This window comes from Acidobacteriota bacterium (assembly GCA_029861955.1).
Lineage (GTDB): Bacteria > Acidobacteriota > Polarisedimenticolia > Polarisedimenticolales > Polarisedimenticolaceae > JAOTYK01.
The window spans coordinates 43,983-70,304 of record JAOTYK010000023.1 but is presented as its reverse complement, the minus strand read 5'-3'; the positions used below and the strand labels follow the sequence as shown (position 1 = coordinate 70,304).

20 protein-coding genes and 1 tRNA gene are annotated in these 26,322 nt (G+C 62.9%); 8 read left to right on the top strand and 13 right to left on the bottom strand.

Annotated elements, in window-relative coordinates:
- The first annotated feature begins 234 nt into the window (after positions 1-234).
- From OES25_12315 to OES25_12305, 3 genes are read left to right on the top strand one after another with little or no spacing between them, the layout of a single operon-like run.
- A complete protein-coding gene (locus OES25_12315; GenBank protein ID MDH3628419.1) occupies positions 235-3,201 on the top strand; it encodes a M14 family zinc carboxypeptidase in 2,967 nt (988 codons plus the stop codon).
- A gap of 27 nt (positions 3,202-3,228) precedes the next feature.
- Positions 3,229-4,008, top strand: a complete 780-nt coding sequence (gene lsrF, locus OES25_12310; protein MDH3628418.1) for a 3-hydroxy-5-phosphonooxypentane-2,4-dione thiolase — start codon at positions 3,229-3,231, stop codon at positions 4,006-4,008.
- Positions 4,009-4,016: 8 nt separating this feature from the next.
- Entirely contained in the window at positions 4,017-5,072 is a 1,056-nt protein-coding gene (locus OES25_12305) for an alcohol dehydrogenase catalytic domain-containing protein (protein MDH3628417.1), read from the top strand.
- On the opposite strand, the gene OES25_12300 is transcribed toward OES25_12305, so the two are convergent.
- The 3 genes from OES25_12300 to OES25_12290 form a co-directional block, all read right to left on the bottom strand.
- On the bottom strand, positions 5,035-7,575 hold the full coding sequence (locus OES25_12300; protein MDH3628416.1) for an amino acid permease: 2,541 nt from the start codon (positions 7,573-7,575) through the stop codon (positions 5,035-5,037). The genes OES25_12305 and OES25_12300 overlap by 38 nt on opposite strands.
- Positions 7,576-7,593: 18 nt before the next feature.
- Entirely contained in the window at positions 7,594-8,232 is a 639-nt protein-coding gene (locus OES25_12295) for a response regulator (GenBank protein ID MDH3628415.1), read from the bottom strand.
- 102 nt (positions 8,233-8,334) lie between these two features.
- Complete coding sequence (locus OES25_12290) at positions 8,335-9,537, bottom strand: thiolase family protein (GenBank protein MDH3628414.1); 1,203 nt, start codon at positions 9,535-9,537, stop codon at positions 8,335-8,337.
- A 143-nt stretch (positions 9,538-9,680) separates the two neighbouring features.
- Between OES25_12290 and OES25_12285 the strand changes: the two genes are divergently transcribed.
- Entirely contained in the window at positions 9,681-11,651 is a 1,971-nt protein-coding gene (locus OES25_12285; protein ID MDH3628413.1) for a tetratricopeptide repeat protein, read from the top strand.
- Positions 11,652-11,663: 12 nt separating this feature from the next.
- Here the strand turns inward: OES25_12285 and OES25_12280 are convergent.
- The 5 genes from OES25_12280 to OES25_12260 form a co-directional block, all read right to left on the bottom strand.
- A tRNA-Trp gene (locus OES25_12280) sits at positions 11,664-11,739 on the bottom strand.
- A 99-nt stretch (positions 11,740-11,838) separates the two neighbouring features.
- Entirely contained in the window at positions 11,839-13,782 is a 1,944-nt protein-coding gene (locus OES25_12275; GenBank protein ID MDH3628412.1) for a CRTAC1 family protein, read from the bottom strand.
- A 139-nt stretch (positions 13,783-13,921) separates the two neighbouring features.
- A complete protein-coding gene (trmB, locus tag OES25_12270; GenBank protein MDH3628411.1) occupies positions 13,922-14,551 on the bottom strand; it encodes a tRNA (guanosine(46)-N7)-methyltransferase TrmB in 630 nt (209 codons plus the stop codon).
- Positions 14,552-14,574: 23 nt separating this feature from the next.
- Entirely contained in the window at positions 14,575-15,732 is a 1,158-nt protein-coding gene (locus OES25_12265) for a glycosyltransferase family 2 protein (GenBank protein ID MDH3628410.1), read from the bottom strand.
- On the bottom strand, positions 15,729-17,036 hold the full coding sequence (locus OES25_12260) for a bifunctional folylpolyglutamate synthase/dihydrofolate synthase (GenBank protein ID MDH3628409.1): 1,308 nt from the start codon (positions 17,034-17,036) through the stop codon (positions 15,729-15,731). The genes OES25_12265 and OES25_12260 overlap by 4 nt, the downstream gene beginning before the upstream one ends.
- A gap of 66 nt (positions 17,037-17,102) precedes the next feature.
- Here OES25_12260 and OES25_12255 point away from each other — a divergent pair, with 66 nt between their 5' ends.
- Positions 17,103-18,704, top strand: a complete 1,602-nt coding sequence (locus OES25_12255) for a glycosyltransferase family 39 protein (protein MDH3628408.1) — start codon at positions 17,103-17,105, stop codon at positions 18,702-18,704.
- Between the two features lie 64 nt (positions 18,705-18,768).
- Complete coding sequence (accD, locus tag OES25_12250) at positions 18,769-19,641, top strand: acetyl-CoA carboxylase, carboxyltransferase subunit beta (protein MDH3628407.1); 873 nt, start codon at positions 18,769-18,771, stop codon at positions 19,639-19,641.
- 143 nt (positions 19,642-19,784) lie between these two features.
- On the opposite strand, the gene OES25_12245 is transcribed toward accD, so the two are convergent.
- A complete protein-coding gene (locus tag OES25_12245; protein ID MDH3628406.1) occupies positions 19,785-20,348 on the bottom strand; it encodes a cob(I)yrinic acid a,c-diamide adenosyltransferase in 564 nt (187 codons plus the stop codon).
- A gap of 50 nt (positions 20,349-20,398) precedes the next feature.
- Complete coding sequence (locus tag OES25_12240; protein MDH3628405.1) at positions 20,399-20,971, bottom strand: response regulator; 573 nt, start codon at positions 20,969-20,971, stop codon at positions 20,399-20,401.
- Between the two features lie 120 nt (positions 20,972-21,091).
- Here OES25_12240 and OES25_12235 point away from each other — a divergent pair, with 120 nt between their 5' ends.
- Together OES25_12235 and OES25_12230 are read left to right on the top strand one after the other, a co-directional pair.
- Positions 21,092-22,465: a TldD/PmbA family protein gene (locus OES25_12235; GenBank protein MDH3628404.1), complete on the top strand. Its 1,374-nt coding sequence runs from the start codon at positions 21,092-21,094 to the stop codon at positions 22,463-22,465.
- Between the two features lie 82 nt (positions 22,466-22,547).
- On the top strand, positions 22,548-23,678 hold the full coding sequence (locus OES25_12230; protein MDH3628403.1) for a hypothetical protein: 1,131 nt from the start codon (positions 22,548-22,550) through the stop codon (positions 23,676-23,678).
- Positions 23,679-23,685: 7 nt separating this feature from the next.
- On the opposite strand, the gene OES25_12225 is transcribed toward OES25_12230, so the two are convergent.
- The 3 genes from OES25_12225 to OES25_12215 are packed head-to-tail and all read right to left on the bottom strand — an operon-like array spanning position 23,686 to position 26,303.
- On the bottom strand, positions 23,686-24,654 hold the full coding sequence (locus OES25_12225; protein MDH3628402.1) for a phosphotransferase: 969 nt from the start codon (positions 24,652-24,654) through the stop codon (positions 23,686-23,688).
- Positions 24,655-24,657: 3 nt separating this feature from the next.
- Complete coding sequence (locus tag OES25_12220) at positions 24,658-25,737, bottom strand: sugar phosphate nucleotidyltransferase (protein MDH3628401.1); 1,080 nt, start codon at positions 25,735-25,737, stop codon at positions 24,658-24,660.
- Entirely contained in the window at positions 25,734-26,303 is a 570-nt protein-coding gene (locus OES25_12215; GenBank protein MDH3628400.1) for a class IV adenylate cyclase, read from the bottom strand. Before OES25_12215 ends, OES25_12220 begins: the two co-directional genes overlap by 4 nt.
- Positions 26,304-26,322 lie beyond the last annotated feature (19 nt).

Here is a 26,322-nt window from a genome sequence, read left to right as displayed (position 1 = left end):
CGGATCGTCTGCCATCGATCGGCTGGCATGGGCGGAGCATCGCAGCGGACCCACTGCGAGTCCGGTACCAGCATCAGACCCCGAAACTCCCCGGAATCTGACCCTCTAACTGCCGGACTGTCCGCCGGCGGACGATCGACCGTCCGGTGTCCGGACAACAAGCCGCAATCAACGGGCCACGTTGGACCGATTCGCTAGAATAACGGCTCACTCCCTCACGGGTCAGGAGCCGGCATGTCTCGAACTCTCGCTCTGGTCGCTCTTTGCGTTCTTACGCTCGGGCTTACTTCGGTCGCGGCGGCGATTCCCGAGGCTCAGCAGGCCGGGTTCTCTCCGGCCCGGCTCTTTCCGGATGCCACGTTCGATCCCGAAATCCCGACCCAGGAGAGCGTGATCGGGTTCGCCCACGGCGCGCGTCCGCTGAGACATCACGAACTCCTGACGTATCTCCAACAACTGGCAGACTCCTCCGACCGAGCGACGATCCAGGAATACGCACGGAGTCACGAGAATCGACCGATGATCGTCTTCGTCGTATCGGACGAAGATGTCATCGCGGATCTCGAGACGTTTCGTGTCGCCCACGAGCAGCGAATGGACCCGCGAGGACGAGCCGGCTCCGAAGACTCGGCCACGCTCGATGGCGCAAGGGCCGTCGCCTGGCTCGGTTACGGAATCCACGGCGATGAACTGAGCAGCGTCGATGCCGCCGCCGCTGTGGCCTATCGACTTGTGGCGGGGGAGGACGAACGATCCAGACGCATCCGCGAAGAGTTGGTCGTTCTCATCGATCCCGCCGAGAACCCCGACGGCCGCGATCGCTACCTGGCGTTGACGGCGGCGTTCGCCCATCGGACGCCCAACCCGGACCTGGACGACCTCTCCCATAGCACCGTCTGGCCATGGGGACGGGGCAACCACTACCTGTTCGACCTGAACCGAGACTGGTTCAGTCAGGTGCATCCCGAGAGCACGCGGACGGAGTGGATCGCACGCTGGAACCCACAGCTGATGGTCGACAGTCACGAGATGGGTGCCAACAGCAGCTATCTATTCTCGCCGCCGCGTCATCCGTTCAATCCGCACCTGCCCAACAACAATATGAAGTGGGCCGATCACTTCGCCGCAGATCAGGCACGGGCGCTCGACGAACGTGGCTACGGATACTTCACACGCGAATGGAACGAGGAGTTCTTCCCCGGCTACGGATCGTCGTGGGCCATGTATCGCGGCGCGGTCGGCATCCTCTACGAGATGTCCCGAACGAGCGGTACCCATGTCAAGAAACGTTCCGGGGGGACGCGCAGCTATCCGCAGGCGGTCGAACATCAGGCCACCAGTTCACTCTCGAATCTGACAACGTTGATGGACAACCGAGTAGAGATCCTCGCCGACTTCGTCGCCGATCGGCGCGCCGTCATCGAGCAGGGAAAGGGCGGAACGATACGGGGCTGGGTGCTCCCGGAAGGACGCCACCCGGAACGAACCCGCAAACTCGTCGATCTGCTGCGTCGTCAGGGAATCGAGGTCCAGTCCAACGCCGCCGGTGGCACCGTGCCGGGTCTCGTCGATGGTCGGACCGGTGGGACGGTGGTTCCCGAAGCCGGCACTCGATTGTGGTGGGTTGGACTCGACCAGCCGGCCGGTCTCCTCGTGCGACAGTTGCTGGATCCCCACTTACCGATGGACGCTGCGTTCTTCCGAGAGGAGCGAGAGCATCTGGAGCGCGGAAAGGGGACCCGGCTCTACGAGACCACGGGTTGGTCCATGCCCTTCAACTACGGCGTCGATGCGTATTGGACGGCGCGTGCGCCCCAGGGTTCGTGGAACGACGATGCGTTGCCGGTCGACACGGGGGCGTTCCGGGATGTCAATGGCGCGGTTGTCTACGTGATCGACGGAACCCGCGATGCGTCTCGCTCGGCGCTGGTCGACCTGCTGCAGCGGGGAATTCGGACGCAGATGGGCGAGAAGCCGTTTCGGGTCGGTGACGTTTCGTACGATCGCGGTGCGATCGTGATTCCCGTCGAGGACAACCCCGACGACCTGCCCGATCAGCTGCGTCAGGTTGCCGAGCGCTGGAGCACCGTCATCGTAGGCGTGGATACGTTCAAGGCGCAGGCAGGCCCGGACCTCGGCGGTTCGCATTTTCGTTCGCTGGTCGAGCCACGTGTCGCCGTGTTGACGGGATCACCGATCAGTCCAACTTCTTACGGTGCGCTGTGGCGACTCCTGGATGAGGATCTGGCGCTCCGATTCTCCGGCCTCGATATCGGGAGGTTCAACTCGACGGATCTCGATCGTTACAACGTCCTCGTCTTCCCGTCGTCCTTTGGGTCGTATCAGGCGATTCTGGGCGAATCGGGGATGGATCGACTGCGACGCTGGATCGAGTCCGGCGGCACCGCCATCGGGATCGGCAACGGTGCCACGTACCTGGCCAACGAGAGCAGTGGTCTGACGCAGACGAGGCTACGTAGCCAGGCTCTCGACAAATTTCCGCCTGTCGTCCTCGGAATTGATGCGGAAGACGCGCAACGAGCGGGCGGATTTCGCGCCACGGGGATTCGCCCTCCGGCGCCCCCCAAGAAGCCCGCAACCGGAGACAGCAAGAAAGCGGCGGCTCCGGTCGCGAAGGTGACGCGTCTTTCTCCCTACGATGTGGCACCCGCCATCGGCGCGGGCGCAAAGCCATTCACCATTGGCACGCCACAAGGTGCCGCAGCGAACCCACCGGTCGCCCTCGGGGCCTGGTTGAAACCCTATCTCGCCGACGGCAAGTCGGCGCCTTCCAAGGAGGCCCTCGCCGAGGCGGATGCGCGGCTCCGGAGGTTTGCACCACGTGGCGTTTTCTTGCGTATCGAACTGGACCAGCAGATCTGGCTGAACTGGGGTCTTGGGGATTCCATTCCGGCACTGATCAACAGTCGGGACACGCTGGTTGCCACCCAGCCCGTACAGGTCGCCGCACGATTCGCCGAGGTGGATCAGTTGCATCTCGGTGGTCTGCTGTGGCCGGAGGCCGCCGGACGCTGGGCACAGACGGCCTACCTGACCCGCGAGGGCGTCGGCCGTGGGCAGGTCATCCTGTTCCCCAACGAGCCCGAGTTCCGAGGTTGGACGCTTGGGACCCGCCGCCTGCTGGTCCAGGCGATCGTCGCCGGTCCGGGGCTGGGGACGCGCTGGTCACGTCCATGGTAGATCTGCACCACCCATGAGGAGACGATGATGGACTGGGGACTCGACAATCGATTGAATCGCATCCTGAAGCCGGAGACCGGTCGGACGGTGATGCTCGCCATCGACCACGGATATTTTCTTGGACCGACATCGGGACTCGAGCGACCGGGTGAAACCATCGAGCCGCTCTTGCCCTACGCGGATTCTCTGATGTTGACACGGGGCGTCCTGCGTCGCTGCGTGCCTTCGCAGACGGACATTCCGATCGTCCTACGGATGTCAGGTGGCACCAGCATCCTGACGGATCTTTCGAACGAAGGACTGACCGTCGCGATCGAGGATGCGATCCGACTAAACGTAAGTGCGATCACGCTCTCGATCTTTGTCGGTGCGGAGGGTGAGCGCGAGACCCTGCTGAACCTGGCAAAACTGGTCGACGCGGGGCGCCGCTACGGTCTGCCCGTACTGGCCGTGACCGCCGTCGGGAAAGAGATGACCCGCGACGCGCGCTATCTCGGTCTGGCGTGCCGGATCGCGGCGGAGCTCGGCGCCGATATGGTGAAGACCTATCACTGCGACGGTTTCGACGAGATCGTGCGTGGCACGCCGGTGCCGATCGTCATCGCCGGCGGAAAGAAGATCGAAGAACGTGCCGCGATCGAGCTGGCGCACCGTGCCATTGCCGACGGCGCGTCGGGCGTCGACATGGGTCGCAATATCTTCCAGTCCGACTGCCCCGTGGGGATGATCCGCGCGGTGCGCGCGGTGGTCCACGAGGGTGTCGATGTGAAGGACGCCCTCGAAATCTATCGGGCGGAAAAAGGATAGATCCCGAAATGGGCAGCATGAAGGTCGCCGTCTACCACCGGAACGACGATATCCGTCTCGAGGAGCGAGAGCGGCCATCGATCTCGAACGGGGAGCTTCTGGTTCGGGTCGAGGCCAGCGGCATATGTGGTTCCGATGTCATGGAGTGGTACCGGCAGCCTCAGGCACCCCTCGTCCTCGGCCACGAGATCAGCGGCATCGTCGAGTCGGTAGGAGAGGGTGTGACGGATTTCGCCGTCGGCGATCGCGTCTGCACCACGCACCACGTGCCGTGCGGCAACTGTCGCGACTGTCGCCGGGGTTCTCAACACGTGTGCGAGACCCTGCACCGCACGAGGTTTGATCCCGGCGGCTTCAGCGAGTTCGTTCGTCTGCCGGAGATCAACGTACGCCTGGGGACATTCAAACTGCCGAACGACGTCAGTTTCGTTCAGGCGTCCTTCGTGGAACCGCTGGCCTGTGTCATCCGTGGACAACGACTGGCAAGTGTCGGCGTGGATTCCGACGACAGCGTCCTGGTGCTGGGCTCGGGAATCTCCGGGATCCTCCACCTTCAGTGGGCCGGGTCTCGAGGTATCAAGCGTCTATTCGCCGCCGATGTTCATCCGTACCGTATGGAGATGGCAACGCGATTCTCGGCTCAACGGGTCTTCGACGCGCGTGATCCCATCGTGGACGCCGTGCGTGATGCCAACAACGGCCGTCTCGTCGATCGTGTGGTGATCTGCACCGGCGCCGATGCCGCGTTTGCTCAGGCGTTACGGCTTGTTGCGCCAGGTGGTTCGATCCTGGTCTTCGCGACACCGGCACCGGGCCGCAACGCGGATCTTCCACTCAACGACTTGTGGAAGCGTGGAATCTCGCTGGTGTTCTCCTACGCAGGACCACCGACGGAGATGCGACAGGCGCTGGACGCGATCGCAACTCGGGAGATCGACGTCGACGGAATGGTCAGTCACCGATTGTCGCTGGCCGAAACGGGGCAGGGGTTTCAGCTCACCGCAAATGCAGGGGAGTCGCTCAAGGTCATCGTGGAGCCTCACCGTCTTCATCCTCGCCGATGAGTTCTTCCTTCTCTCGCGACGCCGATGTCGCCTTGACCTGAGCCTTCGCAAGGCGGCGACGAAGCTTCTCGACGTTCTCGCGAGTCGCTTTCAGTTGCGACACGACTGCGGGGAGCGAATCGCTCAGCGCAGGATCCTCCAGGGCGGCGACATGCGAGGCCTCCAGCTCCACCAACTCTTGCTCGGTCACGCGAAGTGTCTCTTCGATCTTCTTTGAGGTCTTGTCCGCCTGCTCCTGAGCGTCGACCGCCTTCGCGATCTCTGCAGGTCGACCACTCTCGGGATCCGTATCGAGGTCGAGCTCCGAACAGGCGAGCACGAACGCGAGCACGCCTACCTCGCGGGCCAGATCGTCCATCGACCCTTCGATCGCGCTGATGGGTCTGTCATCCTGCAAGGCAAACGGCGCGAGCACCACCGACGCGTCTCCCGAACGCTCGATGATCATCTCGACGGTCGGGTCCGCCACGATGATCGGCTCGGCATCGATGCGCGCGTGTCCCAGCTCCTCGCGAACGCGGCGGATCTGATCTTCCGGGTCCTCGTCGGGGTTGGCCGGTACGAAAAGGCGGATGCGTGCGGCCTCCAGATGACGACTCCGCGTCATCAGATAGCTCATCAAGACCATCCAGTTGCCGGTGGCGTTCTCGCGATACCAGACGTCGATCCGCCGCTTTGACGGTTTCGTCTGCTCGATGGCGGCGAAATCGTTGGGCCCCGCCGCCAGCAGCACGACGTGACAGTCGTTGCGGAGGGCGGTGCGCACGTACCGCCCGTAGGAGGCCAGGCCCGGACGATCGGGCACATCGTCGTTGTGGTCGTACCAGTTGAGGAGAACGGTATTCGCCCACAGGGGGCCGATCCCGTGGGATTGCAGGAGGACTCCCAGTTCTCGATCGACATCGGCGGCCAGGATCGTTCTTGAGAAGACCGGGACGTTGGCGTCACGCAGTTCCTTGCGAATCGTCTTCTCGACCTCCTGTCGCTCTTCCTCCGCTCTGGGGCCCGCTCGATCGAACAACAGTTTGACCATCGTCGTATAGCCACTGTTGCCCTCGAGCCACGAGGCGAATCGTGCAAGACGTCTGCGACGACGTGGATCATCGGTGAATGCCAGGATCACCGGTCGCCAATCGCGTTGTTGGACGGAGTCGTGTGCGATGGCGTGAAGGTCATCTCGGACTCTTTGCATACGATGAGATCGTTCGCTATCCGCCCAGCGTTCGACCCCCCCACGACGCCGGATGTACTGGTGGATGCCGTAGAGGACGGCCACGGCACCGACGGCGGCCAGCGGTTGGATCGCCAGCATGACGCCGGCGCAGGCGATGGCACCGGCGAGACTGAGTCGCTGATTGAACCAGCGGAAGCGGGGTCGGAAAGAAGGACTGTTGGCGCGAGCCTCGTACCAGGTTGCGTAATTGAGAAGACCGTACGAGATGAGGAAGAACATCGAGACAATCGGTGCGATCAGGTTCAACTGGCCGATGGCAATCGTGGCGCTTGCGATCACCAGAGAAAACAGCACCCCTCGACGCGGGTTCTCATTGGCGCCGTGACCCAGCGCGAAGGGTGTCAGGAGAGGGAACACGCGATCTCGGGCGAGAGACTGCAGGATTCGCGGCGCTCCGAGGAACGACGCGAGGGCCGAGGACAAGGTCGCCGCGATGACACCGGCGTCGACGAGCCAGGCCACCGACGAGACGCGCCGCATCGCGCCGAAGTCAGAAACCAGTTCGTGACCGGGAACGGTGGCGGCGAACGCGAAGGCGACCGCCAGATAGACGACGATCGAGATTCCGACGGCAAGAAACGTCCCGGTCGGTAGCGAGCGCCCCGGGTTCTTCAGGTCCCCGGACATGCTGACGCCCTGGGTGAAGCCGGTGACCGCAGGGAAGAAGATCGCAAAGATCACCCAGAACGGTGGGCCGACGCCCGGCCCGAAGTTCTGCTGGAGCAGTTGTCCGTCCCAGGCCTCGAACGCACCGACGAAGAACGCGACGATGGCCGCCACGAGAACGCCCATGACGACGTACTGAAACCGCGTCGCCCAATCGGATCCCAGCCAGGCGAGCGTGAACAGCATTGCAACCGCGGCTGCCGCGATGGCCTGCGGCGCCCAGGCGGCAGTCAGGCCACCGAGAACCGAGACCGCCTCACCGAAGCCGATGGCGTAGAACGCGATCGAGACGGACTGGGCAAGGAACAGGACGATGCCCAGCGCCCCGCCGAACCCGATACCGAGGGTTCGCGAGATCAGGTAGTAGTCGCCGCCGCCGCGTACTCGGAGATTCGTCGCGATGGCGGAGAGGCTGATGCTCGTCAGGATCGAGATCGTGTTGGCGATCAGGATGATGACCAGCGCGCGACCGAGACCGGCGGCACCGACGACGTAGCCCAGGCGCAGAAAGAGGATGATGCCCAGGATCGTCAGCACGCTGGGCGTGAAGACGCCGGCGAACGTCCCCAGGGAGCCGCCTGAACGCTCTTCCGTTACTGCCAAGAGAACCGTCGGTCAGGCTTAGCTGCCGGAACGGCGCCGCGGCGCCTCCTGCCGGGTCTGAGATCGTGGCCCCAGGAGCCTGCGTGCTTCGTCACGAAACTCATCCTGGTCGAGCGGCTTCATGAGGCATACATCAGCTCCAGCGTCCATCATCCGTCGAACACGCTCGGTGTCGCCACCGGTGATCGCCATGATACCCGCATTGCGGGTCGCGTCATGATTGCGAAGCGAGCGACAGAGTTGGATCCCGTCCACGTTGGGCATCATGATGTCGACGATGATCAGGTCCGGCATCAACTCGCCGGCCTTGATTCCGGCATCGTAGCCGTCCTCTGCCTGTTCGACGACGATGTCCGGCTGGATCTCGAGCAGCCAGCGTGAAATCAGAGTGCGAATATCGGCATCGTCGTCGACCACCATCGCCGTCCGTGGGACCGCGCTCCCTCGGAAGAACGATTCATCGACGGGCATCTCGAACTTGGCCAGGAAATTTCGGAATTCCGTCGCCAGGACGCGATAGTGTCCACCAGGCGTGCAGAACGCCAGAAGTTTTCCCGACTTGATCCACTTGAGGACACCGTCGTTGCTGACCGCGCAGTAATCCGCGACCTCCGAGGTTGTTAGGAATCTACGGTTCGGATCGGTCTTTTGTGCCATGACCAAGCCCTCCGAATGGTTCTCCTCCCTGAGCCAGAAACACTAACTACCCAAACTGCGCGGCGTGTCGCTTCGCATCCGCGTCCATTAATTTCGAGTCAGTCAATTAACTTTCACGACGACGGCTGCCGCCGTATCGCCTGCTGCGCAACCCACGAAGAGGCCATGCCCGCCGCCGTTCATTGCCAGCTCTTCGATCATCTCGATCACGAGCCGCGTGCCGGTAGGACCCTGCGGGTGACCGAAGACCAAGCTTGACCCGAAGCGATTGAATCCTTCAATCTCCAGACCCATCTCTCGCGCAAAGTAGATGTCGTTGACCGCGAACGGGTTGTGCGTCTTGACGACGGACACGTCCTTGATTCCGATCCCGGCCGAGTCGAGCGCCGCGCGGGCGGCGGGCACGGTGGCCTTCGCCATGAAGCCCTTCTTCGTGCGGCCCTGCCCGTACGACACGAGTTGGACCTCGATCTTGTCGTCCCGGGAGAGTTCCTTCGCTTGCTCTCTCGTCGAGACGACGATGCCGCAATTGCCGTCCGCCGGATGGGTCTGACTTCCAAAGGTCACGGTTCCGTCGGGCATCACCGGTCGCAGCGCCGCCAGGCCATCCGCCGACGTCTCGAACACGCCCTCGTCCGTCTCGACGCTGGCCAGGGTCTTGCGACCGCGGGCATCCTTCACTTCGAAGGGGGAGATCATGTACCTATTCTGGAACGCGCGATTGTCGGCGAGTGCGTCTTTGTATTGATTGTAGCGGATCAGCGTGCAACGATCCTGTTCCTCTCGGCTGATCTCGGACTCTTTTGCCACATTCTCGGCCGTCTGAAGCATCGCATTCCTTGCCCAGGGGTCGTTGCCGAAGCTATCCATGACCCAATCTTCTTTCTGCCCGGTGCCACCGGGGCCCGCAGGATTGGGGTAGTAGATGTGGGGGCCGTTGCTGCAACGGTCTGCGGTGACACTGAGGACCGATCGAGAGCCGGAGGTCTCCACTTCGCCGGCGGCGGTTGCCAGCGCTCGGGCTCCGGTGGCGCAGGCCTGCGAGACCATCGTCCCACTGATCTTGTCGTTGCCGATCAGCGCCGACAACCACGGGCCGCCGTACATGCCGCTCTTCTGCGGAACCGTCGTACCCAGCACGATGCTGTCGAAGACCTCTGCAGAGATCTTCCGTTGCTCCAGAGCATGTCGTGTCGCCTGGGCCGCAAGCGAGATCGCATGGACATTGGCGAGGTTACCCTGCCACTTGCAGAAGGGAGTGCTCCAGTAGCCGCCGTAGGGAACATAGCTGCTCTCGAAACGCATCTTTCTCCTCGTCGGGGACGCCCCGAGGTCCCGGCCAGGTTTTCTGGTTGAGTCTGGACGCCCACTAAATTGTAGCGGAAACGCCCCGTTCCTCCCATGTCGAGGGCTTGCCCTGCCGTCGATATCGGGGTAGAGAGGAAGGGATGAACACCCGCCCCGCAGGAAAATCGCCGACCGCCGGGAAATTCCTCGCCACGGGTCTGCTCGTGACGCTGACGATCGTGGGCTGCAGCACCGGCGGCCCGACGACACCGGCCCGCTATGTCGCCTCGCTCGAGAACACGGCGACGACCGGAGCCGACGCCGCGTCGATCCAGTACGTCGGGCTCCAGAGCTGTCGCTCGTGTCATCTCGGTAAGGCGGCCACGTTCTCGGCGACCGGGATGGGACGATCCTTTGGGCCGATGGAGGCCGGGATGATTCGCGCCGACTTCGTGGACAACAACACATTTGTCGATGAGACCGGCGGACTTCACTACACGATGACCGAGCGAGACGGTCAGTACTTCCAACGGGAGTCGCTGTTGGACGGCCAGTCGCGACCCTACAACGTCGTCGAGCATCGACTGATCTACTGGGTCGGGTCCAACCATCACAGTCGGGGCTACGTGCTGGAACGAGAGGGACGGTTATTCCAGGCACCGGTCTGTTGGTATCCGCAGACGGAAGCCTGGGATTTCTGTCCAGGCTTCGATAAGCACAACGAGCATTTCGTGCGCGAGACATCTCAATCCTGCGTGTTCTGTCACAACGCCGTGATGGTGGCTGAGGAGGGCGAGCGCAATCGCTTCCGTGAACCGATCCCTCACGGGATCGATTGTGAACGTTGCCACGGTCCGGGTTCGCTCCACGCCGACCGCTGGAGTGACGGGGACCACACACCCGACGGCGGGGTCGACCCTTCCATCGTTCACCCGCGCCGACTGGACGCCACGGGGCGCAACGAGATCTGTTACCAGTGCCATCTCGGCGACGCCCGTGCGACGGAACGGGTCTCACGTCACGGCTCGCAACTTGCCGACTATCGACCGGGTACACCTTTGCTCGATGTCATGGTGCCGTTCCGCTATCGACAACCCACGGAGTGGGATTTCGGTCTCTCGGCGCAGGCGGATCGGATGCTGCTAAGTCGATGTTTCACGGAGAGTGCCGGTAGGCTGGAGTGTGTGACCTGTCATGATCCCCACGTCACGACCTACGACGCCGATCGCCCACAAGACTTGTTTCAACGACGTTGTCTCTCGTGTCACGAGCTAGAGAGTTGCCTTGCGGATCCGGCGGCACGAGCCGCCACCGAACCGCTGGCCGACGACTGTGTGCAGTGCCACATGCGTCGCGCGGAACCCGACGATCAGCGCTTCACGGAGTTCACGGATCACTGGATTCGTACCAACATCGACGTGAAGGTAAAGGACCACCGAACGGAGTTCGACATCGAACCGGTGTTTCCCGATAGCTTCGCGACGCTGTCTGCCGGCGAGCAGGCCTATCACGAGGCGCGTGCTTTGTTTCTCCTGGCCGACGAGGCGCCCGGCAGCCAGCGCATGGCCATGCATGAACGTGCGGAGGTGCTGTTTGCGAAGACCCTCGACGAGGGGTTAGAGAGTCGTGACGTTCATTTCTTTCGCGGAAAGAACATGTTCAATATCGGCCGATTCGACGACGCCGAACCCTCGTTGCGACGTGCCCTCGAACTTGCGCCCTCCGATCCGGAGGCCTCCCTCACTCTCGGCCAGATCGTGTTGGCCCGTGGCGATCATGACGAGGCGTCGGATCTGTTCGGAGACATCCTCGCCACGGACCCGACCCATGTCGGCGCCCTCGCCGAAGCCGGGCGCGTCGATTTTGCGCGTGGGCGCAGGGATGCCGCGATGCGGCGTTTCGAACAGGCCGCGTCGCTGGAACCCGAGAGCGCGGACCTCCAGGTCAACTGGGGGATGGTCCTGGCCGCCGACGGTCAGTGGGAGGTTGCGGCAGAGCGGGCCGAGAGCGCCGTCCTGCTGGCCCCCAATTCCACCGAGACCTGGTCGTTCTACGTCAATGTGATGCGAGAAATGGGACGCGAGTCGGCGATGCGTCAGGGTCAGAACCGGCTTGAAGCGCTGCGCCGATAGTCGGCGACTTGCTGGCAGGGGAGACAGGAATCGAACCTGCAACCCCCGGTTTTGGAGACCGGTGCTCTGCCAATTGAGCTACTCCCCTGCAGGTCGAAGGCAGCAGGGTAACACACGGAAAACTTACCGGCGACGCCACGTCGCGCGGTGTTGAGGTTCCCGAACTTCCCGCCAATCGGGGAAGGACTTATGGGCACTCCAAGAGTGCACGAGTTACCCCTAATGATGTTGTACCACCGGAGCCCGATCCACAGGGATTTGTAGCCCGAACCAGGATGTGACGGACCGCCCCGGGCGAAAGCGCTTCGGTATCAACGGTCTGGGTGTCGGAGCCCGCGGATTCCAGACACGTAGCCGCAGCGGCGAAATCGTCTGCAGCACTCGAGGCGATCGTATCGTAGGTCAGTGAAAGTCCACCAGGGACAGCGGGTGCACTCCAGGTAATCGTGGTTGTACCGCTCCCGGACAACGCGACGTCCAGCGTCTCACCCGGAGGATTCCAGGCCTGCCCGTTGAGGGGTGCGCAGTCGTCGCCGTTGTCCGTGCCGTCGCTGTCGGCGTCCGGTTCAGTGATGATCGTCCGTACCTGATTGGAGGCGACGTTAGATTGCTGAGTCGTCGTTCCGTCTGGCCAGTCGACCATTATTTGATCGACCGTGACCGCCGAACCGATTCCAAAAAACGCTTCCGCAGGTTCCTGCCCCATAAAACTGGTTCCGGCAGTGATCAGGCGTGCCATCTCGAGTGCACCGATCGTGATCCGTACGACCGCGCCAATGGCCCGATGATTTGGCCCAGCCAGTCGAGGTTTGATCACGATGTAGTTGTTTGTTGATGCATCAACGCCTTGATTGTCCAGGAGCCGCAATGCATGCGGTTGCACGGCAGAACCGTTGCACGTCTGGATAAGGTCCAGATCTCCATCACGGTCGTGATCGAACGCCAGCAGGGAGCTGCCCCAGTAAGTATCGTCGAATCCGCTCGTAGACGAGATATTGGTAAAGGCCAGAGGCGTCGTTGCCGAATTAAGAAAGAGTTTCGAAGGGTCAATCGGCCAGTATTCTCCCAGTGAAAACCCGTTGGTGGCTGCGATATCCAGCCAACCGTCGTTGTCGACATCCAGAGCCGTCGTACCCCAACCCCAGTCGCCGTCATGAACACCAAGAGACTGCGAGATTTCGCTGAAAACTAGATTGCCGGAAGTTGAATCGTTACGAAAAAACACGTTGTGCTTATCGACGGTATAAACATTCGTCACGTAAATGTCGAAGTCTCCGTCATTGTCCCAGTCAGCAAGACTCAGTCCCATATCGTTCATGACGTTATCGACGCCTGCGGCGATTGCCTGATCGGTGAACACACCCGTTCCGTCGTTGATCCAGAGATGGTTGCTATTGAAATCGATCGCCGAGTAAATATCCAACGCGCCGTCGCCGTCGAAATCATGCATCATTGCCTGCCAGTGGTTATTGGCAGTTTGCGGGATGCCAGAGCCGGCTCCTGCAGCCGTGAAAGTCCCGTTGGTGTTGTTGATCATCAGCCGTGTGGGACCCGCCCACTCACTGATTAACAGATCCAACCAACCATCCCCATTGATATCGCCGGCGCTCATGCCTGCAGAATGCGGCTCAGGAACTTCCGGAAACAACCCAGCCAGGCCTGCCGCAACGGTCACATCTTGAAACACCGCGTCGGCAACCTGCCGGAAGAGTCGAACACGAGCCAATCCTGCACAATCGCCCGGAAGTTCGAAACAGTCACTGGTCACGACCAGATCCAGTCGATGATCGCCGTCGTAGTCCACCCACAATGCGCCGCGAGCGGCTTGCATCGAAGCAACTCCGGCAGCAACGCCGATCTCCTCGAAGTTGCCGTCACCGAGATTGCGGTAGAGCAGATCGGCCATCCCGGATGCGGTAGGCACGAACAGATCGATATCGCCGTCGTCATCGAAGTCGGCGGCTGCGATGCCACTGCCCGAGCCTACTTCCTGGGCATAGGGACCGATGCCACGGCTGCTGGTTACCTCGACGAACTGCGCATCCCCGCGGACGGTTCCAAAAAACAGAACCATCGCGAATGACGTCAACAAGAGCGCTACAAACCGCTGGCGCAGTTGCGGTCGATTCATGCTCTCCCCCCCCAGGGTTTGCAAACATACTTGAGTGGTAACGTACCTAATTCACGGGGGGAAGCGGAAACTATTCAATTGCAACGAGATTATGGCGTGGTTTGGCCGCAACTCGCGCGATAGAGGCTCGTCGTCAGGTCTACCGGCGACGCCACGTCGCCCGGTGTCGAGACCGACCCTCCACCGCATACTTCGTCTCGTAGTTGGTCAAGGGGCCATCGACCGGCAGCGGGAACTCGGGCCCGCCAAACGTGTCGAGACGTTCGAAGGCCTCGTGATCCTCGAAGACGGGCTCCAGCGCCTCCCAGTAATCGTCGTGATCGGTCGCGACGTGGAGGCAGCCACCGGGGCGCAGCGTCCGCGCGAGATGTTCCGCGTTCTCCGTACGGAGGAAACGACGTTTCCGATGTCGCTTCTTCGGCCACGGATCGGGATAGAACACGTAGTACGCGTCGACGCTGGCGGTCGGGATACCACGGGCCACCACGTCGTTGGCATCCACCCGTGCGAAGCGGACGTTCTCGAGCGCTCTGCGGTCCGCCCGCTCCTCGGCCATCCGAAGGTACTTGTTGGCCCACTCGACGCCGAGATGCAGGACCTCTGGGCGGGCCTCGGCGGCGGACAGCAGAAAACGACCCTTGCCGATCCCGATCTCGATTTCGACGCGGCCTTCTCGACCGAAGATTTCACGCCAATCGCATCGCTCGACGATCCGTTCGGGATCCAATCGAAGCTTCGGGGCTCCACTCTTGACGACTCGTGCGCACATGGCGGCGAATTGTAGCGCGTTCTCTAGCGCCTGCGCAGCAGGAGCGGAACGCCTTCGCGACGCAGACGATCCAGCGGGTACACCGTGTCACGCCAGCGGACGCCACCGTCTCGCAGCGTCGCCCACATCGAACGCAGCATGGCGATCGGAATAATGACCGTCATGAACGGTGCGAGGATCACAGGCACGGGCCCCCAACCCAAGGCGAAGCCGATCACTGCCGCCGGCAAGAGCGTCGTCAGGAATGCCGCACTGGCAAGAAAACCCGCAGGCGACATGTGCAGCCAACCCAGCCAGCCGGCCAACCACGGGACCGTGACTCCCACGACGCCGACCAGATTGATCAGCACGCTGTAGTCGGCCATCGCGAAGCCGTTCTTGGATAGGACGCGGGTCATGGCGCGCGGGCTATCGGCCCAGCGAACCTTCACAGAATCGTGGGCCAGGTAGACCCGCGTGCGGAATCCTGCCCGTTGCAAGAGCATCCCCAGCTTCATGTCGTCGATGACCTCGTAGCGCAGAGCCTCATGCCCGCCGATGGCGTCGTACGCCTCACGCCGCACGAGATTGAACGCGCCGACCCCGCTGAAACCGAGGGGCTGGTCGCGGTTGGCGCGAGCGGCATGACCCAACACCAACAGCCCGAACGGAATCAGGGCCGCGTGACCCAGCCTCGTGCCCCGCTGCTCGCCGGGGAACAGCGTGACGTGGTGGGCCGCCGAGGCTTGCCCCGCGCGGATGGCACGGGAGAGGACGTCGGGGGTCACGGTCGTGTCGGCGTCGGCGAACAAGACCCACTCGCCGTTCGCCTGCGCGGCGCCGTGGTGGCAGGCGTGGGTCTTACCTAACCAACCGTCGGGCAGCGTCTCGATCGAAATCGCGGTTAGCCGATCATGTTGTCGCTCGAGGCTCTGCAGTCGCTCGTGGGTTCCGTCTGTGGAACGATCGTTGACGACGATCAGCTGGAGATCTACATCGCTTTGGTCCAGGAATCGCCGGATCGTCTCCTCGATCGAGGGGCCGTCGTCTCGGGTGGGAATCACCACCGAAACCGTGGGCACGGTTGCGGGTCGATCCAGGTCGTCCGACGACGGCAGTGGGCGGATGGCCGTCATGTTTCGCAAGGCGGTCACCGTAAACAGCAACCAGAACGCCGCGACCGCGTAGAGAAGAACGCTCACATCGCGATCGATCGGGTCGTCGGTCGCCCCTCGATCAGCCCGAGAAGATCTCCCACCAGATAGAGGGAGCCGGTGATCAGCACCGTGCCGGAAGGGCCCGCGGCGTCGTAGGCCTGTCGCAACGCCGATTCCTGCGAGACGCAGACGTCGACGCGTCGGAAATGCTTGGCGGCGACAGCCTCCAGGCTCTCCGGTGCGACCCCGCGATCCACCAGCGGCCGCGTCAACACGACGTGATCCGCGTGTCGCGCCAGGGGGGCGAACAGCGTCTCCGGATCCTTGCCCGACGTGGCACCGAAGACGATCACGGCCGGCCCCTTCAGCGGTGTCCGTGCCAGGTAGCTATTCAGCGCCGCAAGCCCGGCCGGGTTGTGTGCGGCATCCAGGAGCAGGTTTGGATGAGCCGACGTTGCGGCCATCGATTGAAGTCGCCCCGGCCACCGCACCACCGCAAGCCCGTCGCGTACGGCGCCTGCATCGATGGGGGTCCCGGTAACCTTCAGGAACTCCTCCAGCGCCAGGACCGCGATGCGCGCGTTGAATCGCTGGTGGTCTCCCGCCAACCGGACCCGTAGGTCGTCATAGCGTCGGTTGTCTCCGACCAGGGAGAATCGATCTGCATCCTGGCCGACGACCTGCAGCTGCTCCGACGCGCGGATCAGACGTGCACCTCGCTCGTCGCACGTATCGCCAAGGATCGATCGACCCTCGGGTTGTTCGACTCCGCTGATCAGTGTCTGCCCGGGTTTGACGATGCCCGCCTTCTCATACGCGATATGCATCAGCGTCGGGCCGAGGGTCTTGGTGTGATCCAGATCCAACGAGACCACCACCGCCACCGGCGAGTCCACGACGTTGGTCGCGTCCAGTCGTCCACCCAGGCCGACCTCCAGCAAGCCGGCCTGCATCCCGCGATCGGCAAAGGACTGCAAAGCGCAGGCGGTCAGCACCTCGAAGAATGATGGATGTGCCGCGAGCGCGCCGCTGCTCAATCCCTCGTCGATGGCGTGACGAATGAAGCGGAGGATCTCGTCCAGCGACCGATCATCGATATCGTCGCCGTCTATCCGGATCCGCTCGTTGGGACGCACGAGATGGGGAGAGGTGTACATCCCGGTCGTCAGGCCGTGGGCGCGGAGCATCGCGTCCAGCATGGCGACCACCGATCCCTTCCCGTTGGTGCCGCCGACATGGATGTAGGGGAGCTGTCGATCGGGTCGGCCCAGATGGGCCAACAGGGCGCGGATATTATCCAAACCCAGCTTTACGCCAAAGTGGCGGAGTCCGTAGAGCCAGTCGAGCATCGTATCTTCTTTATGTAGCACAGCCGGGGTTTTGCATCGAGCGGCCCCACAAGGAACAATGGCGCCATGATTCAGCAGGCCGCGACGAATCCCGCGCCTTCGTGGCTGACCGGGGCCCTGCTGTCCATCGGTGTCATTGCCGTGGTTCTGTTGACCGTTGGCGCGATCGACACGCCCTTGATGGACCCCGACGAGGCGCGATTCGCCCAGACCTCGTTGGAAATGAGCGAGAGCGGTGACCTGGTCGTACCCCGGTTCGAGGGACGTCCGCGAGTCGTCAAGCCGCCTCTCTTGCACTGGATCCAGGCGTTCCTCTTCCGTCATCTTGGCTTCAGCGAGTGGCTGGCCCGCGTCCCAGCCATCGCTTCCACATGGCTATCTCTATGGATCGTGGCGGCGATCGGCTGGAAGCGTTGGGGGAGTCTCGGAGCCGTCTGGGCGCCGGCGATCTTCATCACCTCGCCGCTGGTGTTCGTCATGGGACGGATTGGAACGATCGACAGCCTCCTGTCGGTGCATATCCTCGCGGCCGTCGCCGTGGATCTTCTTCTACCGCGAGATCATCGTCATCGAAGCGTCCTGATCGGGGGGCTTCTGGGGCTGGCGTTCCTGGCCAAGGGTCCCATCGGAATCGGGTTGCCCCTCCTGATCGTCCTGGCGGGTCGAACGGCGACCGGTCGCCCTCTCCTCCCAAACATCACCGGGTTCCTCAAGGGGATGGGAAGTTGGGGGGTGATCGTCCTTCCATGGGGCGTGGCATTCGGCAATCGCCTCGGTTGGTCAGAAGTCGCCGCCCTGCTCGACACGGAAGTGATCCAGCGATATGTCGAGCAGGAGAGCCACGCACGACCGTTCTGGTTTTACGGCCTGGTCGTCGCCGTGGGGTTTCTCCCCTGGGTGGTTCCCTTGCTCCACGCCGTGGGACGGCTCATTCGCTACCCCCGTGACCCGGCGACCTCCACGACACGCTACGCGTTGGCAGGCCTGCTGATGGGAACCGTTCTTCTGTCCTTCAGCGAGGGCAAGTTGCCCAGCTACTTTCTTCCGCTGGCACCCCTGGTCGCGATGATCGCCGCATGGCAAGTCGGGCGGCAGTGCGCACGAAACCAGCCCGGTCTCCCGGAACTAGCTCTCATCATTCAAGGTGGCGTCCTCGCCACCGCGGCGGTTCTGGGTGGCGTTCGGCAAGACCCGGGCGCGATCCGCCAGGTCCTCTGGATCGTTGCCGGCGCCTTCGCCGCGATGGTGATCGTCGGTGGGGTGGGTTACTGGAGACGACAGGTCTGGCCGATCTATACCGCCAATGCGGCGGCCGCGGCGGCGATCCTGTTGGCGATCGGCGGGTTTCTACACCCGGAGTTGGGTGCACGCCATTCGGCACGAGATCTCGTGGAGCACTATCCAGCGATTCGCGAGACAACGAACCTCCGACGGGTCGCCATGAAGCTCCCCAGTCTGACTCTCTATAGTGGGCGGATCCCTGTGGAGCTGGAACTGGTGGGCGTGTCAGACATCGTCAACGATGCCGAGAAACCTGTGGGCCTATGGATATTCGATCGGCGGGACTTCGAATCCCTCGACCCCGCCACCCGTCGCCGATTCCGCACCCTCGGCAAGAGTGGGAAGTACGTCGCCCTCGCGACCCACCCGCTTCCGCCGCCACCCTAACTTGACGCACTTATGGGTGCCGGTTAGGGTTGAGGTCGGGTATCAGGGAGGCAGTTGGGCGCACATGGCGTGGTTCAAAAAAGAAAAGACACCGAAGCAGCCGCAGGTCGAACGTCGACTGCGGATGCCCGAGGGTTTGTGGGTCAAGTGCTCCGCCTGCAAGGAGATGGTCTACAAGAAGGAAGTCGTTCTCAACGCCAACGTCTGCCCCAAGTGCAACTATCACTTCAGGATCAGTGCCCGGGAACGATTGGCGATGTTGTTGGACGATGGAGAGTCGGTCGAGTTCGACCAGGATATCGGCCCGAGGGATGCGCTGAACTTCGCGGACACGAAGAAGTACTCCGACCGCATCAAGACCTATCAGCAACGGACCGGACTGAAGGACGCTCTCGTCTCCTCGGCAGGGAAGATCGGTGGCCACCCGGTCGTCGTCGCCGTGATGGAATACGGCTTCATGGGCGGCTCGATGGGAAGTGTGGTCGGTGAGAAGGTGACCCGTTGCGCCGAGAGGGCGCTGCGCGATCGCTGTCCACTGATCGTGTTCAGTTGTTCCGGTGGTGCCCGGATGCAAGAAGGGGCGCTGTCGTTGATGCAGATGGCGAAGATCTCATCGGCGCTCGCGCGTCTCGACGAAGCCGGGCTGCCGTACATCGCCGTGTTGACCGACCCGACGACCGGCGGTGTCACCGCCTCCTTCGCGATGTTGGGAGATCTGAATCTGGCGGAGCCGCGGGCGCTGATCGGATTCGCGGGGCCGCGAGTGATCGAACAGACGATCCGGCAAAAGCTACCCGAGGGATTCCAGCGAAGCGAGTTCCTCTTCGAGCACGGGATGATCGATCAGGTCGTGGAACGGAGCCGGTTGCGAGAGGTCCTGACTCGGGCCTTCGATTTCATGATGCCCGGCGACGGCGCGGGGATTACGCCGCAGTAGCCCCGCCGGCGACAGCTTTTTACAGTTCTGCCTGCAACCAAATACGAGCCGGTGCGTAGTTTATTGCAGAGGCGAAACACTCCCTCTGTTTGGATGCCTCCGGCACAAGAGAAAAGCCCCTCCTCCTGCGCCGGAGGCGTCTTTTACGCCCGCGAGTCCCAAAGCGGGTCGGGAACTCCGGCCACGTGGTTCTCGTAGCGAGCCATCACGAACAACCCATCGGACAGGCGGTTCAGATACGGCAGGGTCTGGGCCCCGACGGCCTCTTCTCCCATCAGCGTGACGAGCAGGCGCTCCGCCCGCCGACAGAGGGTTCGCGCGACGTGGAGCGCGGCGGCGGTCGGTGTCCCTCCGGGCAGGATAAAGTTCTCCAGTTCGCCTACCTCCCCGTTGAGATCGTCGATCAGGGACTCCAGGGCATCGACATGTCGCTTCTCGATCTGAGGGACCTTCAGGGTCTCCTTGTCCTCCTCGAGGATCGCCAGGTCCGAGCCAAGATGGAACAACTCGTTCTGGATGCGGCGAAGGACCGGCGTCAACTTCTTACTGGTTCCATGGGAGAGCGCCACGCCCAACATCGAGTTCAGTTCATCGACGGTTCCGAATACTTCGATCCGCAACGTGTCCTTTCGAACCCGTTGCCCGCCGACGAGGCTGGTCTCACCGCGGTCGCCACCGCGGGTATAGATGCGAGTGATCTTGGGCATGCCATCTCCTTGAGGGGCGCCGTCGTCGGTTCATCCGCCGGCGCCGGCTCTCAGTCCGGCATGATAGCGTCCAGGTAGTCGGCGATCTCGTCGGCGTCGTCGCTCGCCAGCGCGAGACGGTCGACGAGGCCCGGCGTCTTGGGTGCAACGGTCGGCGCAGGAGTCGGCGCAGGAGTCGGTTCAGGGGTGGGTGCAGGCACCGGTGGCGCGGCGCGATCGATAGCCAAGTGGGCCGGTGGATTGATCTCCTCGGGAAGAAACCGTTTGACGGTTTCCAGGAGGATCTCGTTGCTGAATGGCTTCTCCAGGTACTCGTCACATTTGTGCTTGTGGGTGGCTTCCTGTCGGTACTTCCGTCCCTTGTAGAACGCCGTCATGATGATCACGGCATGATCGGCGCCGTGCTCGGTCTCTTTGAGTTCTCGGCAGACCTCGAATCCGTGCTTCTTGGGAAGCATCGCCTCGACAAACGTGACATCGGGTTGGATCGCGTGGAAGGCCTCGATGGCCGCTTCGCCATCGTAGGCCACAGCCACACGGTAGCCGGCTCCCTTGAGAGTCTTCTTGATCGACTCTACGCTCCGAGGATCGTAGTCGATGAGTAGTATCGTATAATCTGACATGCCCGACCCGAACGCGGCCGACGATCTATCGGCTTGGTTCCAAATGCAACGGACGACCCCCTGGCGAGTCGTCTCCGGTACTCCAATTCAGAAGATAAGTGCCGCAGCTAGGGCTTTCAAGTGACACCGACGGCTTATGACGATCCGCTAAACTCCCACAAAAACGACGATTGTCCGTGGCTGGCGGCAATCCGGGTCGGGGCTGCGGCTCTGCCACGGGTTCCGACCGCCCCCACGCTGTTCCACGAACGCCGAATCGATGGCTGGATCGAGGGGGCCGGATCCGGCCCACTACGAGAATTCGTGGGCACCCAGTCCGGACTCTCCATCGATTTCTGGAGCAAAGAGTCGCCGTGGCACCGATTTCGGGCGGGGGTCGGCGTCGAGGAGATCCCGGCGGTCGTCGCCGATTGGATCGACCCCGAGAATTCGTCTCACGGTTCGAGTGGGGTCTCGTCCGACGAGGACGGCTGGACCACGAAATTCCGTCGGCAGTTCCCGGCCCTGCGTTGGGAAGTCGAATCGGCGATCGACGCGATTGAGGGCGGTCCCGCGGACCTCAGGGCTCGTGTTCGGTGGGTCGGATTCGATCAGATTGCCATCGGAGCCGGTGGCGGAGAGGAGCCGTGGCGGGATCGTCGTCAGGGCTCTCGTGTCCGAGTCGAGGCCTGGCACCCAGACTACGGGGTTGTCGCTGTTCGGGAGCGCGTCCTGGAGTCGGTCGAAGGTTGGGGCGCGGCGCTCGGTGCCGAGGCGATGGCGAGAGGTCTGCAGGTGATCGACGCCGGAGGGGTTCGGATCGCCTCTGCGGGCACCCATAATTTTCTGCTAGGGCCTGCGATGGGTGGGGTCCTGGTCCACGAACTGGTGGGCCATGCTCTGGAAGGGGATGTGGCCACCCAAAGCTGGTTGGCTACCGGTCCGCCACTCCACCCACAGCTCCGCGTGATCGACGATCCGCGGCGCGGACGGGGAGCCTGGAGGCTCGACGACCAGGGGGTGGAAGCCCGAACGGTGGAACTCATTGCAGGGGGCCGGGTGGGGGAGCCGTTGCTGGATCTTCGACGGGCGGCCGAGCGGGGCGTTCCGTCCAACGGTCATGGCCGTCGAGCCGGCTATCGAGATCCGGTCCTGCCCCGAATGGGGGCGACCTATATCGACGCCGGCGACGACGATCCGAAAGGGATGATCGCCGACATCAAAGAGGGTCTCTACGTGAGGCGAATCGAGTCCGCGTCGACGGATCCGAAACGAGGCCGAGGTTCGTTTCGGGTCACGGAGTCCGATCGGATCGTGGGCGGCCGGTTGGCCCAACCCATCGCCCCGTTTCTTGTGGACGTCAATGGGATGACTCTACTCAGAGGCCCCTTACGGATCGGTCACGACTTGACCTTCGACACGACGGTTGGCTCTTGTCATAGGCATGGTCAACCCCTGGCCACGACCGTCGGCGGGCCGACAATCTGGTTAGGGTCGATGGAAATCAGAACTTAGAAAATTCGTTTATGACTTCATTCCTCTCAACTGACCATGGACCACCGATGCTGGCAACCACGGTACAACGACGTGGCGCAACATGACGATCCGGGAAGGAGCGCAACGACGTCGACGCTGGCTCGAGCGATCGGGCATCGTCGATGTCGAGCTCTATCGTCGTCACTCCGTCGTGATGGCGGTTCGACGGGACGGCGCCGGGCGATGGGAACGTCGAGACGGCGAGGATGTGGGGACGGCGATTCGTTGGGTTGATGACGACGGTCGGATCCGGTTTACCGCCGGCACCGGCGACGGACCCGCCCCCGAGACGGCGCATCCCCAATCTCTCATCGAGGAGCGGTCAAGCGGTGCGCCGTGGCGATCCGATCCCCAGGTCGACGGGCCGGTCGGCCCTCATCGTCAGGCCTACAACCCCATCGACCCCCTACGACAACTGGAGGAGGAACTCAGGCCACACCTCCCGGGGTCGGTTCGGATGGGAGATCGCCAGGTTGAAATCGCCCGGATCGACGAGGATTGGGAGGTGACCGGCGGTCGCGCCGGTCGTTCCAGGGACCGGTTCTGGTCGCGGGTTCAGTTCGAAGCCGAAGGAGAGACCGATCCACCACCTATAACCGTCAGTTCTCAGGATCCGTGGAGCGCCGTATGGGTGGCTCGGCAACGCTGTGCCGACTTTGAGGGGGGTGCCTCCCATCCCCGTTACCTTCTTCTCCCTCCGGAGCAGGCCGCGGCGTTGACCCGGCAGCTGGCGGGCTGGTGGTCCCGTCGAGCCGAATCCGGAGAACGAAATTCCGTGGGACCGGGTTGGGTGGTCAAGGACGACCCGTCCGATCCTCGGGGGACGATTCAAGCCCGTTTTGACGATGCCCTGTTTGAGACCCGGATCACCCGGTTGGCCGATGGTCGCAGGCTCGTCGCTGCGCTTCCCGAGGTCGGTGGACAGCGCCGCGGGAGTTTCCGGGATCCGCCCAGCGTCGCGCCGTGGCACCTGGTGGTCGAGCCTCAGACCGTCGCGCCAACTTCCGCCACCTGTGTCGCCACCGCAGCGACGCTTCAGGTCCTGGATGGGGAGCGCTGGGCCTTCGTCAACCGCCAGCGACACTGGAGCTTCTCCCCGGAGGAGTGGACTCGGCGTTGTGTGGGTGGGGTCGGCGGTGCCCTCACCACCCATATCGACGTGACGACCCCGGGATTGCTGATCGAACTCTGATCCGATCTCAGGGGAAGATCGGATCGAGGATCGCCAGGATCTCTTCTCCCAGCGGAAACCGCGGAAGCAACGTTCGGAGACGGGAGACCGTCCGCGGAACCCCCTCGAGATATCGTGGCTCCCCACGGGACGCGGCCTGGAAGCCGAAAGTTCCCAGTGCCTTCAACATTCTCTGTGCGGCCACCGGCTCGAGCCGTTCCTGGAACCGAGGGACCTCGTCGGCATCGAGACGATCTCGAACGAACGTCTCGATACCCACCGACACCCAATCGTCCGGTCGATCGAAGTAGGCGTCATACAGCCACGACGCCAGGTCGTAGCTGTCCGGCCCCCAACAGGCATCCTGCAGATCGACCAGCGCCAGATCGCCGCCATCGGACAGCACGATATTTCGTGAGTGGAAATCGCGGTGACAGAGCACCGGCTGCGGGCATCGTCCGGCCTCATCGGCCAGACGATGAAGAAGCGGCGTGAGGATTGCCGCCGGAGGCTGGACGTTTAGGTGGCCACCGATAAAGTGGGTGACGAAGAAGTCCATCTCCCGTCGAAAGCGCGTTCCGTCGAGACGGGGACCGTTTCGAAGATCGGAACCGGCCAGGACCGGAGTGCCCTGGTCGGCGATCCGGGCCGCCAGCTGAACCGCCGCCAACCAATCGGGCCGTCTCGTCGATCGTCGCAAGGATGCTTCGAGAGTGAGTTGACCCAGATCGGCCCACACGACGCAGCCGGGGTCGGGGTGAACCGACAGGACCTCTGCACAGGGAAGGTCTGCATCGACGAAAATTCGTTGTAGCCGCAGATCGTCGGTCTCACCCTTGAACGGGGTCCCGTAGTCCATGACCACGACGTCTTGACCCTCGTCCAGCCGGCAGCGATGGAATCGACGGGTGGAGGCGTCACCGGCCATCGCTTCGACGCCAACGAGTCTCGTCGATCCATCGGGTCGACCGAAGATGGCCTGAACCTCCGAACGCATCGTCTAGGTCTCGGGGGCCAGGGACCGTATGGCGAGGGTGCCTTCCTGCCGCCAGTTTCCACGATCGGCCGGCGGTATGCCGTCGTCGGCGACGATCCATCCATCGGTCATCTCGAACCCCGCGGGGAGTTCGACACCGGTGGTCACCACACAACGGGTCAGTCGGCAGCGGGGTCCCACCCAGGTCTCCGGCATGAGGATCGAGTTCTCCACGAAACTCTCTTCGCCGACGCGGGTCGCGAAGCCGACGGCGACCTGTCCACGAAGTGTCGCCGTGCTATCCACGTCCGCACCGGCTCCGCGACAGACCAGGGCGTCCTCCTCGTGATGGATCCCATCGTGTTCGCCGATCTCGAGTTCCTGCTCGGCCAACGCCGCCATGAGTTGCAACGACCCATCGAGGTAGGCCCGTGGCGAGCCGACGTCCCACCAGAACCCGCGATGCAGAACGGATCCCAATCGTCCTTCTGCCGCAAGCGGTCGATAGAGCGTCGGGACGATTTCGCACGGCATGCCGAAGGGGATTCGCTCCAGAAGCGACTCATCGAGCACATGACAGCCCGTGAACATCTCCTGTTCGCAGGAGACACCTTCGGCCGTCGGCGGTTCGCCGGCGATCGAGTGGACTCGGCCCAACCCATCGACGTCCAGGTTCGAGTAGCCTTCACGCCTGGGACCGGTGACGAGTGTCGCGGCGGCGTCGGAGTCCATGTGGGCGTCGTAGGCCCAGCGGATATCGATGTCGGAGACGAAGTCGGCGTTGAGGACCAGGATCGGACCGTCGCCCCGCAACTGGTCGGCGACGTTCCGCAATCCACCGGCGGTTCCCAGCAATACCGGTTCATGGGAGAAGAGGATCTCCATCGGTCCGTCGACATACTCGGAGCGTGCGACGGTCTGACGGATCACCTGGCCAAGGTGATGTTCGTTGATGACCACACGGTCGCATCCCGCTCGTTCCAGTCGGGCCAGTTGCTGCAGCAGCATCGGTCGCCCGAGGACGGGAATCGTCGGTTTCGGGTAGCGGTCGGTGAGTGGAGCCAGCCGGCGTCCCAACCCCGCGGCCAGAAGCATCGCCCTCATGGGCGATCTTCCTCCGCGATCAGGAGATCGCCGGGCTCTGTTCCCTGCTCACGATGAACGCTCTCCTGGAGGCGACGGTAGCTCGCCTTGATGTAACTCTCCGGGCCATAGCCCAGTCGGGCCGCCGCCGCGTCGATCAGGTCCCCGGGTCCCTCGAGCTCCACGTAACAACCCAGCGCGGTCTCATCCAGATAGATCTGAAGATCGTCGAGTCGGAAGGTCGTCCGGAACTTCTGATAGCGCCAACTCGGTCGAAAGCCGAGCCCCAGAAAGACCCGCTCGATCGCGTCACCGTCGGCGACGGCGGTCTCGTCTTCGAGGCGAACCTTGTGGCGGAACTCGCCCTTGACCTTCGACTTGAGGGTGAGGATCGATCGGCTCCCGGCCCGTCGCAATCTCAGGGTCTGTCCATTCTCGCGCACCGGATGATCGTCATGCTCGAAGAGAAGGTTGTCCTCGAAAACTCTGGGTGCCCCTTCGACGGCGCCCAACGCCCGAATCTTCTCCAGCGCCTCCGCAACGGAGGGAAACGCCAGCTTGATCTCGATCTCGGTGAGTGAATCCATGATGGGCCCCATCTTAAAC

What these genes read in the sequence shown, in the direction of transcription:
- OES25_12315 (MDH3628419.1), top strand. Translation starts at nt 235, where the DNA reads ATGTCTCGAACTCTCGCTCTGGTCGCTCTTTGCGTTCTTACGCTCGGG.
- lsrF (MDH3628418.1), top strand. Translation starts at nt 3,229, where the DNA reads ATGGACTGGGGACTCGACAATCGATTGAATCGCATCCTGAAGCCGGAG.
- OES25_12305 (MDH3628417.1), top strand. Translation starts at nt 4,017, where the DNA reads ATGGGCAGCATGAAGGTCGCCGTCTACCACCGGAACGACGATATCCGT.
- OES25_12295 (MDH3628415.1), bottom strand. Translation starts at nt 8,232, where the DNA reads ATGGCACAAAAGACCGATCCGAACCGTAGATTCCTAACAACCTCGGAG.
- OES25_12290 (MDH3628414.1), bottom strand. Translation starts at nt 9,537, where the DNA reads ATGCGTTTCGAGAGCAGCTATGTTCCCTACGGCGGCTACTGGAGCACT.
- OES25_12285 (MDH3628413.1), top strand. Translation starts at nt 9,681, where the DNA reads ATGAACACCCGCCCCGCAGGAAAATCGCCGACCGCCGGGAAATTCCTC.
- OES25_12275 (MDH3628412.1), bottom strand. Translation starts at nt 13,782, where the DNA reads ATGAATCGACCGCAACTGCGCCAGCGGTTTGTAGCGCTCTTGTTGACG.
- trmB (MDH3628411.1), bottom strand. Translation starts at nt 14,551, where the DNA reads ATGTGCGCACGAGTCGTCAAGAGTGGAGCCCCGAAGCTTCGATTGGAT.
- OES25_12260 (MDH3628409.1), bottom strand. Translation starts at nt 17,036, where the DNA reads ATGCTCGACTGGCTCTACGGACTCCGCCACTTTGGCGTAAAGCTGGGT.
- OES25_12255 (MDH3628408.1), top strand. Translation starts at nt 17,103, where the DNA reads ATGATTCAGCAGGCCGCGACGAATCCCGCGCCTTCGTGGCTGACCGGG.
- accD (MDH3628407.1), top strand. Translation starts at nt 18,769, where the DNA reads ATGGCGTGGTTCAAAAAAGAAAAGACACCGAAGCAGCCGCAGGTCGAA.
- OES25_12245 (MDH3628406.1), bottom strand. Translation starts at nt 20,348, where the DNA reads ATGCCCAAGATCACTCGCATCTATACCCGCGGTGGCGACCGCGGTGAG.
- OES25_12240 (MDH3628405.1), bottom strand. Translation starts at nt 20,971, where the DNA reads ATGTCAGATTATACGATACTACTCATCGACTACGATCCTCGGAGCGTA.
- OES25_12230 (MDH3628403.1), top strand. Translation starts at nt 22,548, where the DNA reads ATGACGATCCGGGAAGGAGCGCAACGACGTCGACGCTGGCTCGAGCGA.
- OES25_12225 (MDH3628402.1), bottom strand. Translation starts at nt 24,654, where the DNA reads ATGCGTTCGGAGGTTCAGGCCATCTTCGGTCGACCCGATGGATCGACG.
- OES25_12220 (MDH3628401.1), bottom strand. Translation starts at nt 25,737, where the DNA reads ATGAGGGCGATGCTTCTGGCCGCGGGGTTGGGACGCCGGCTGGCTCCA.
- OES25_12215 (MDH3628400.1), bottom strand. Translation starts at nt 26,303, where the DNA reads ATGGATTCACTCACCGAGATCGAGATCAAGCTGGCGTTTCCCTCCGTT.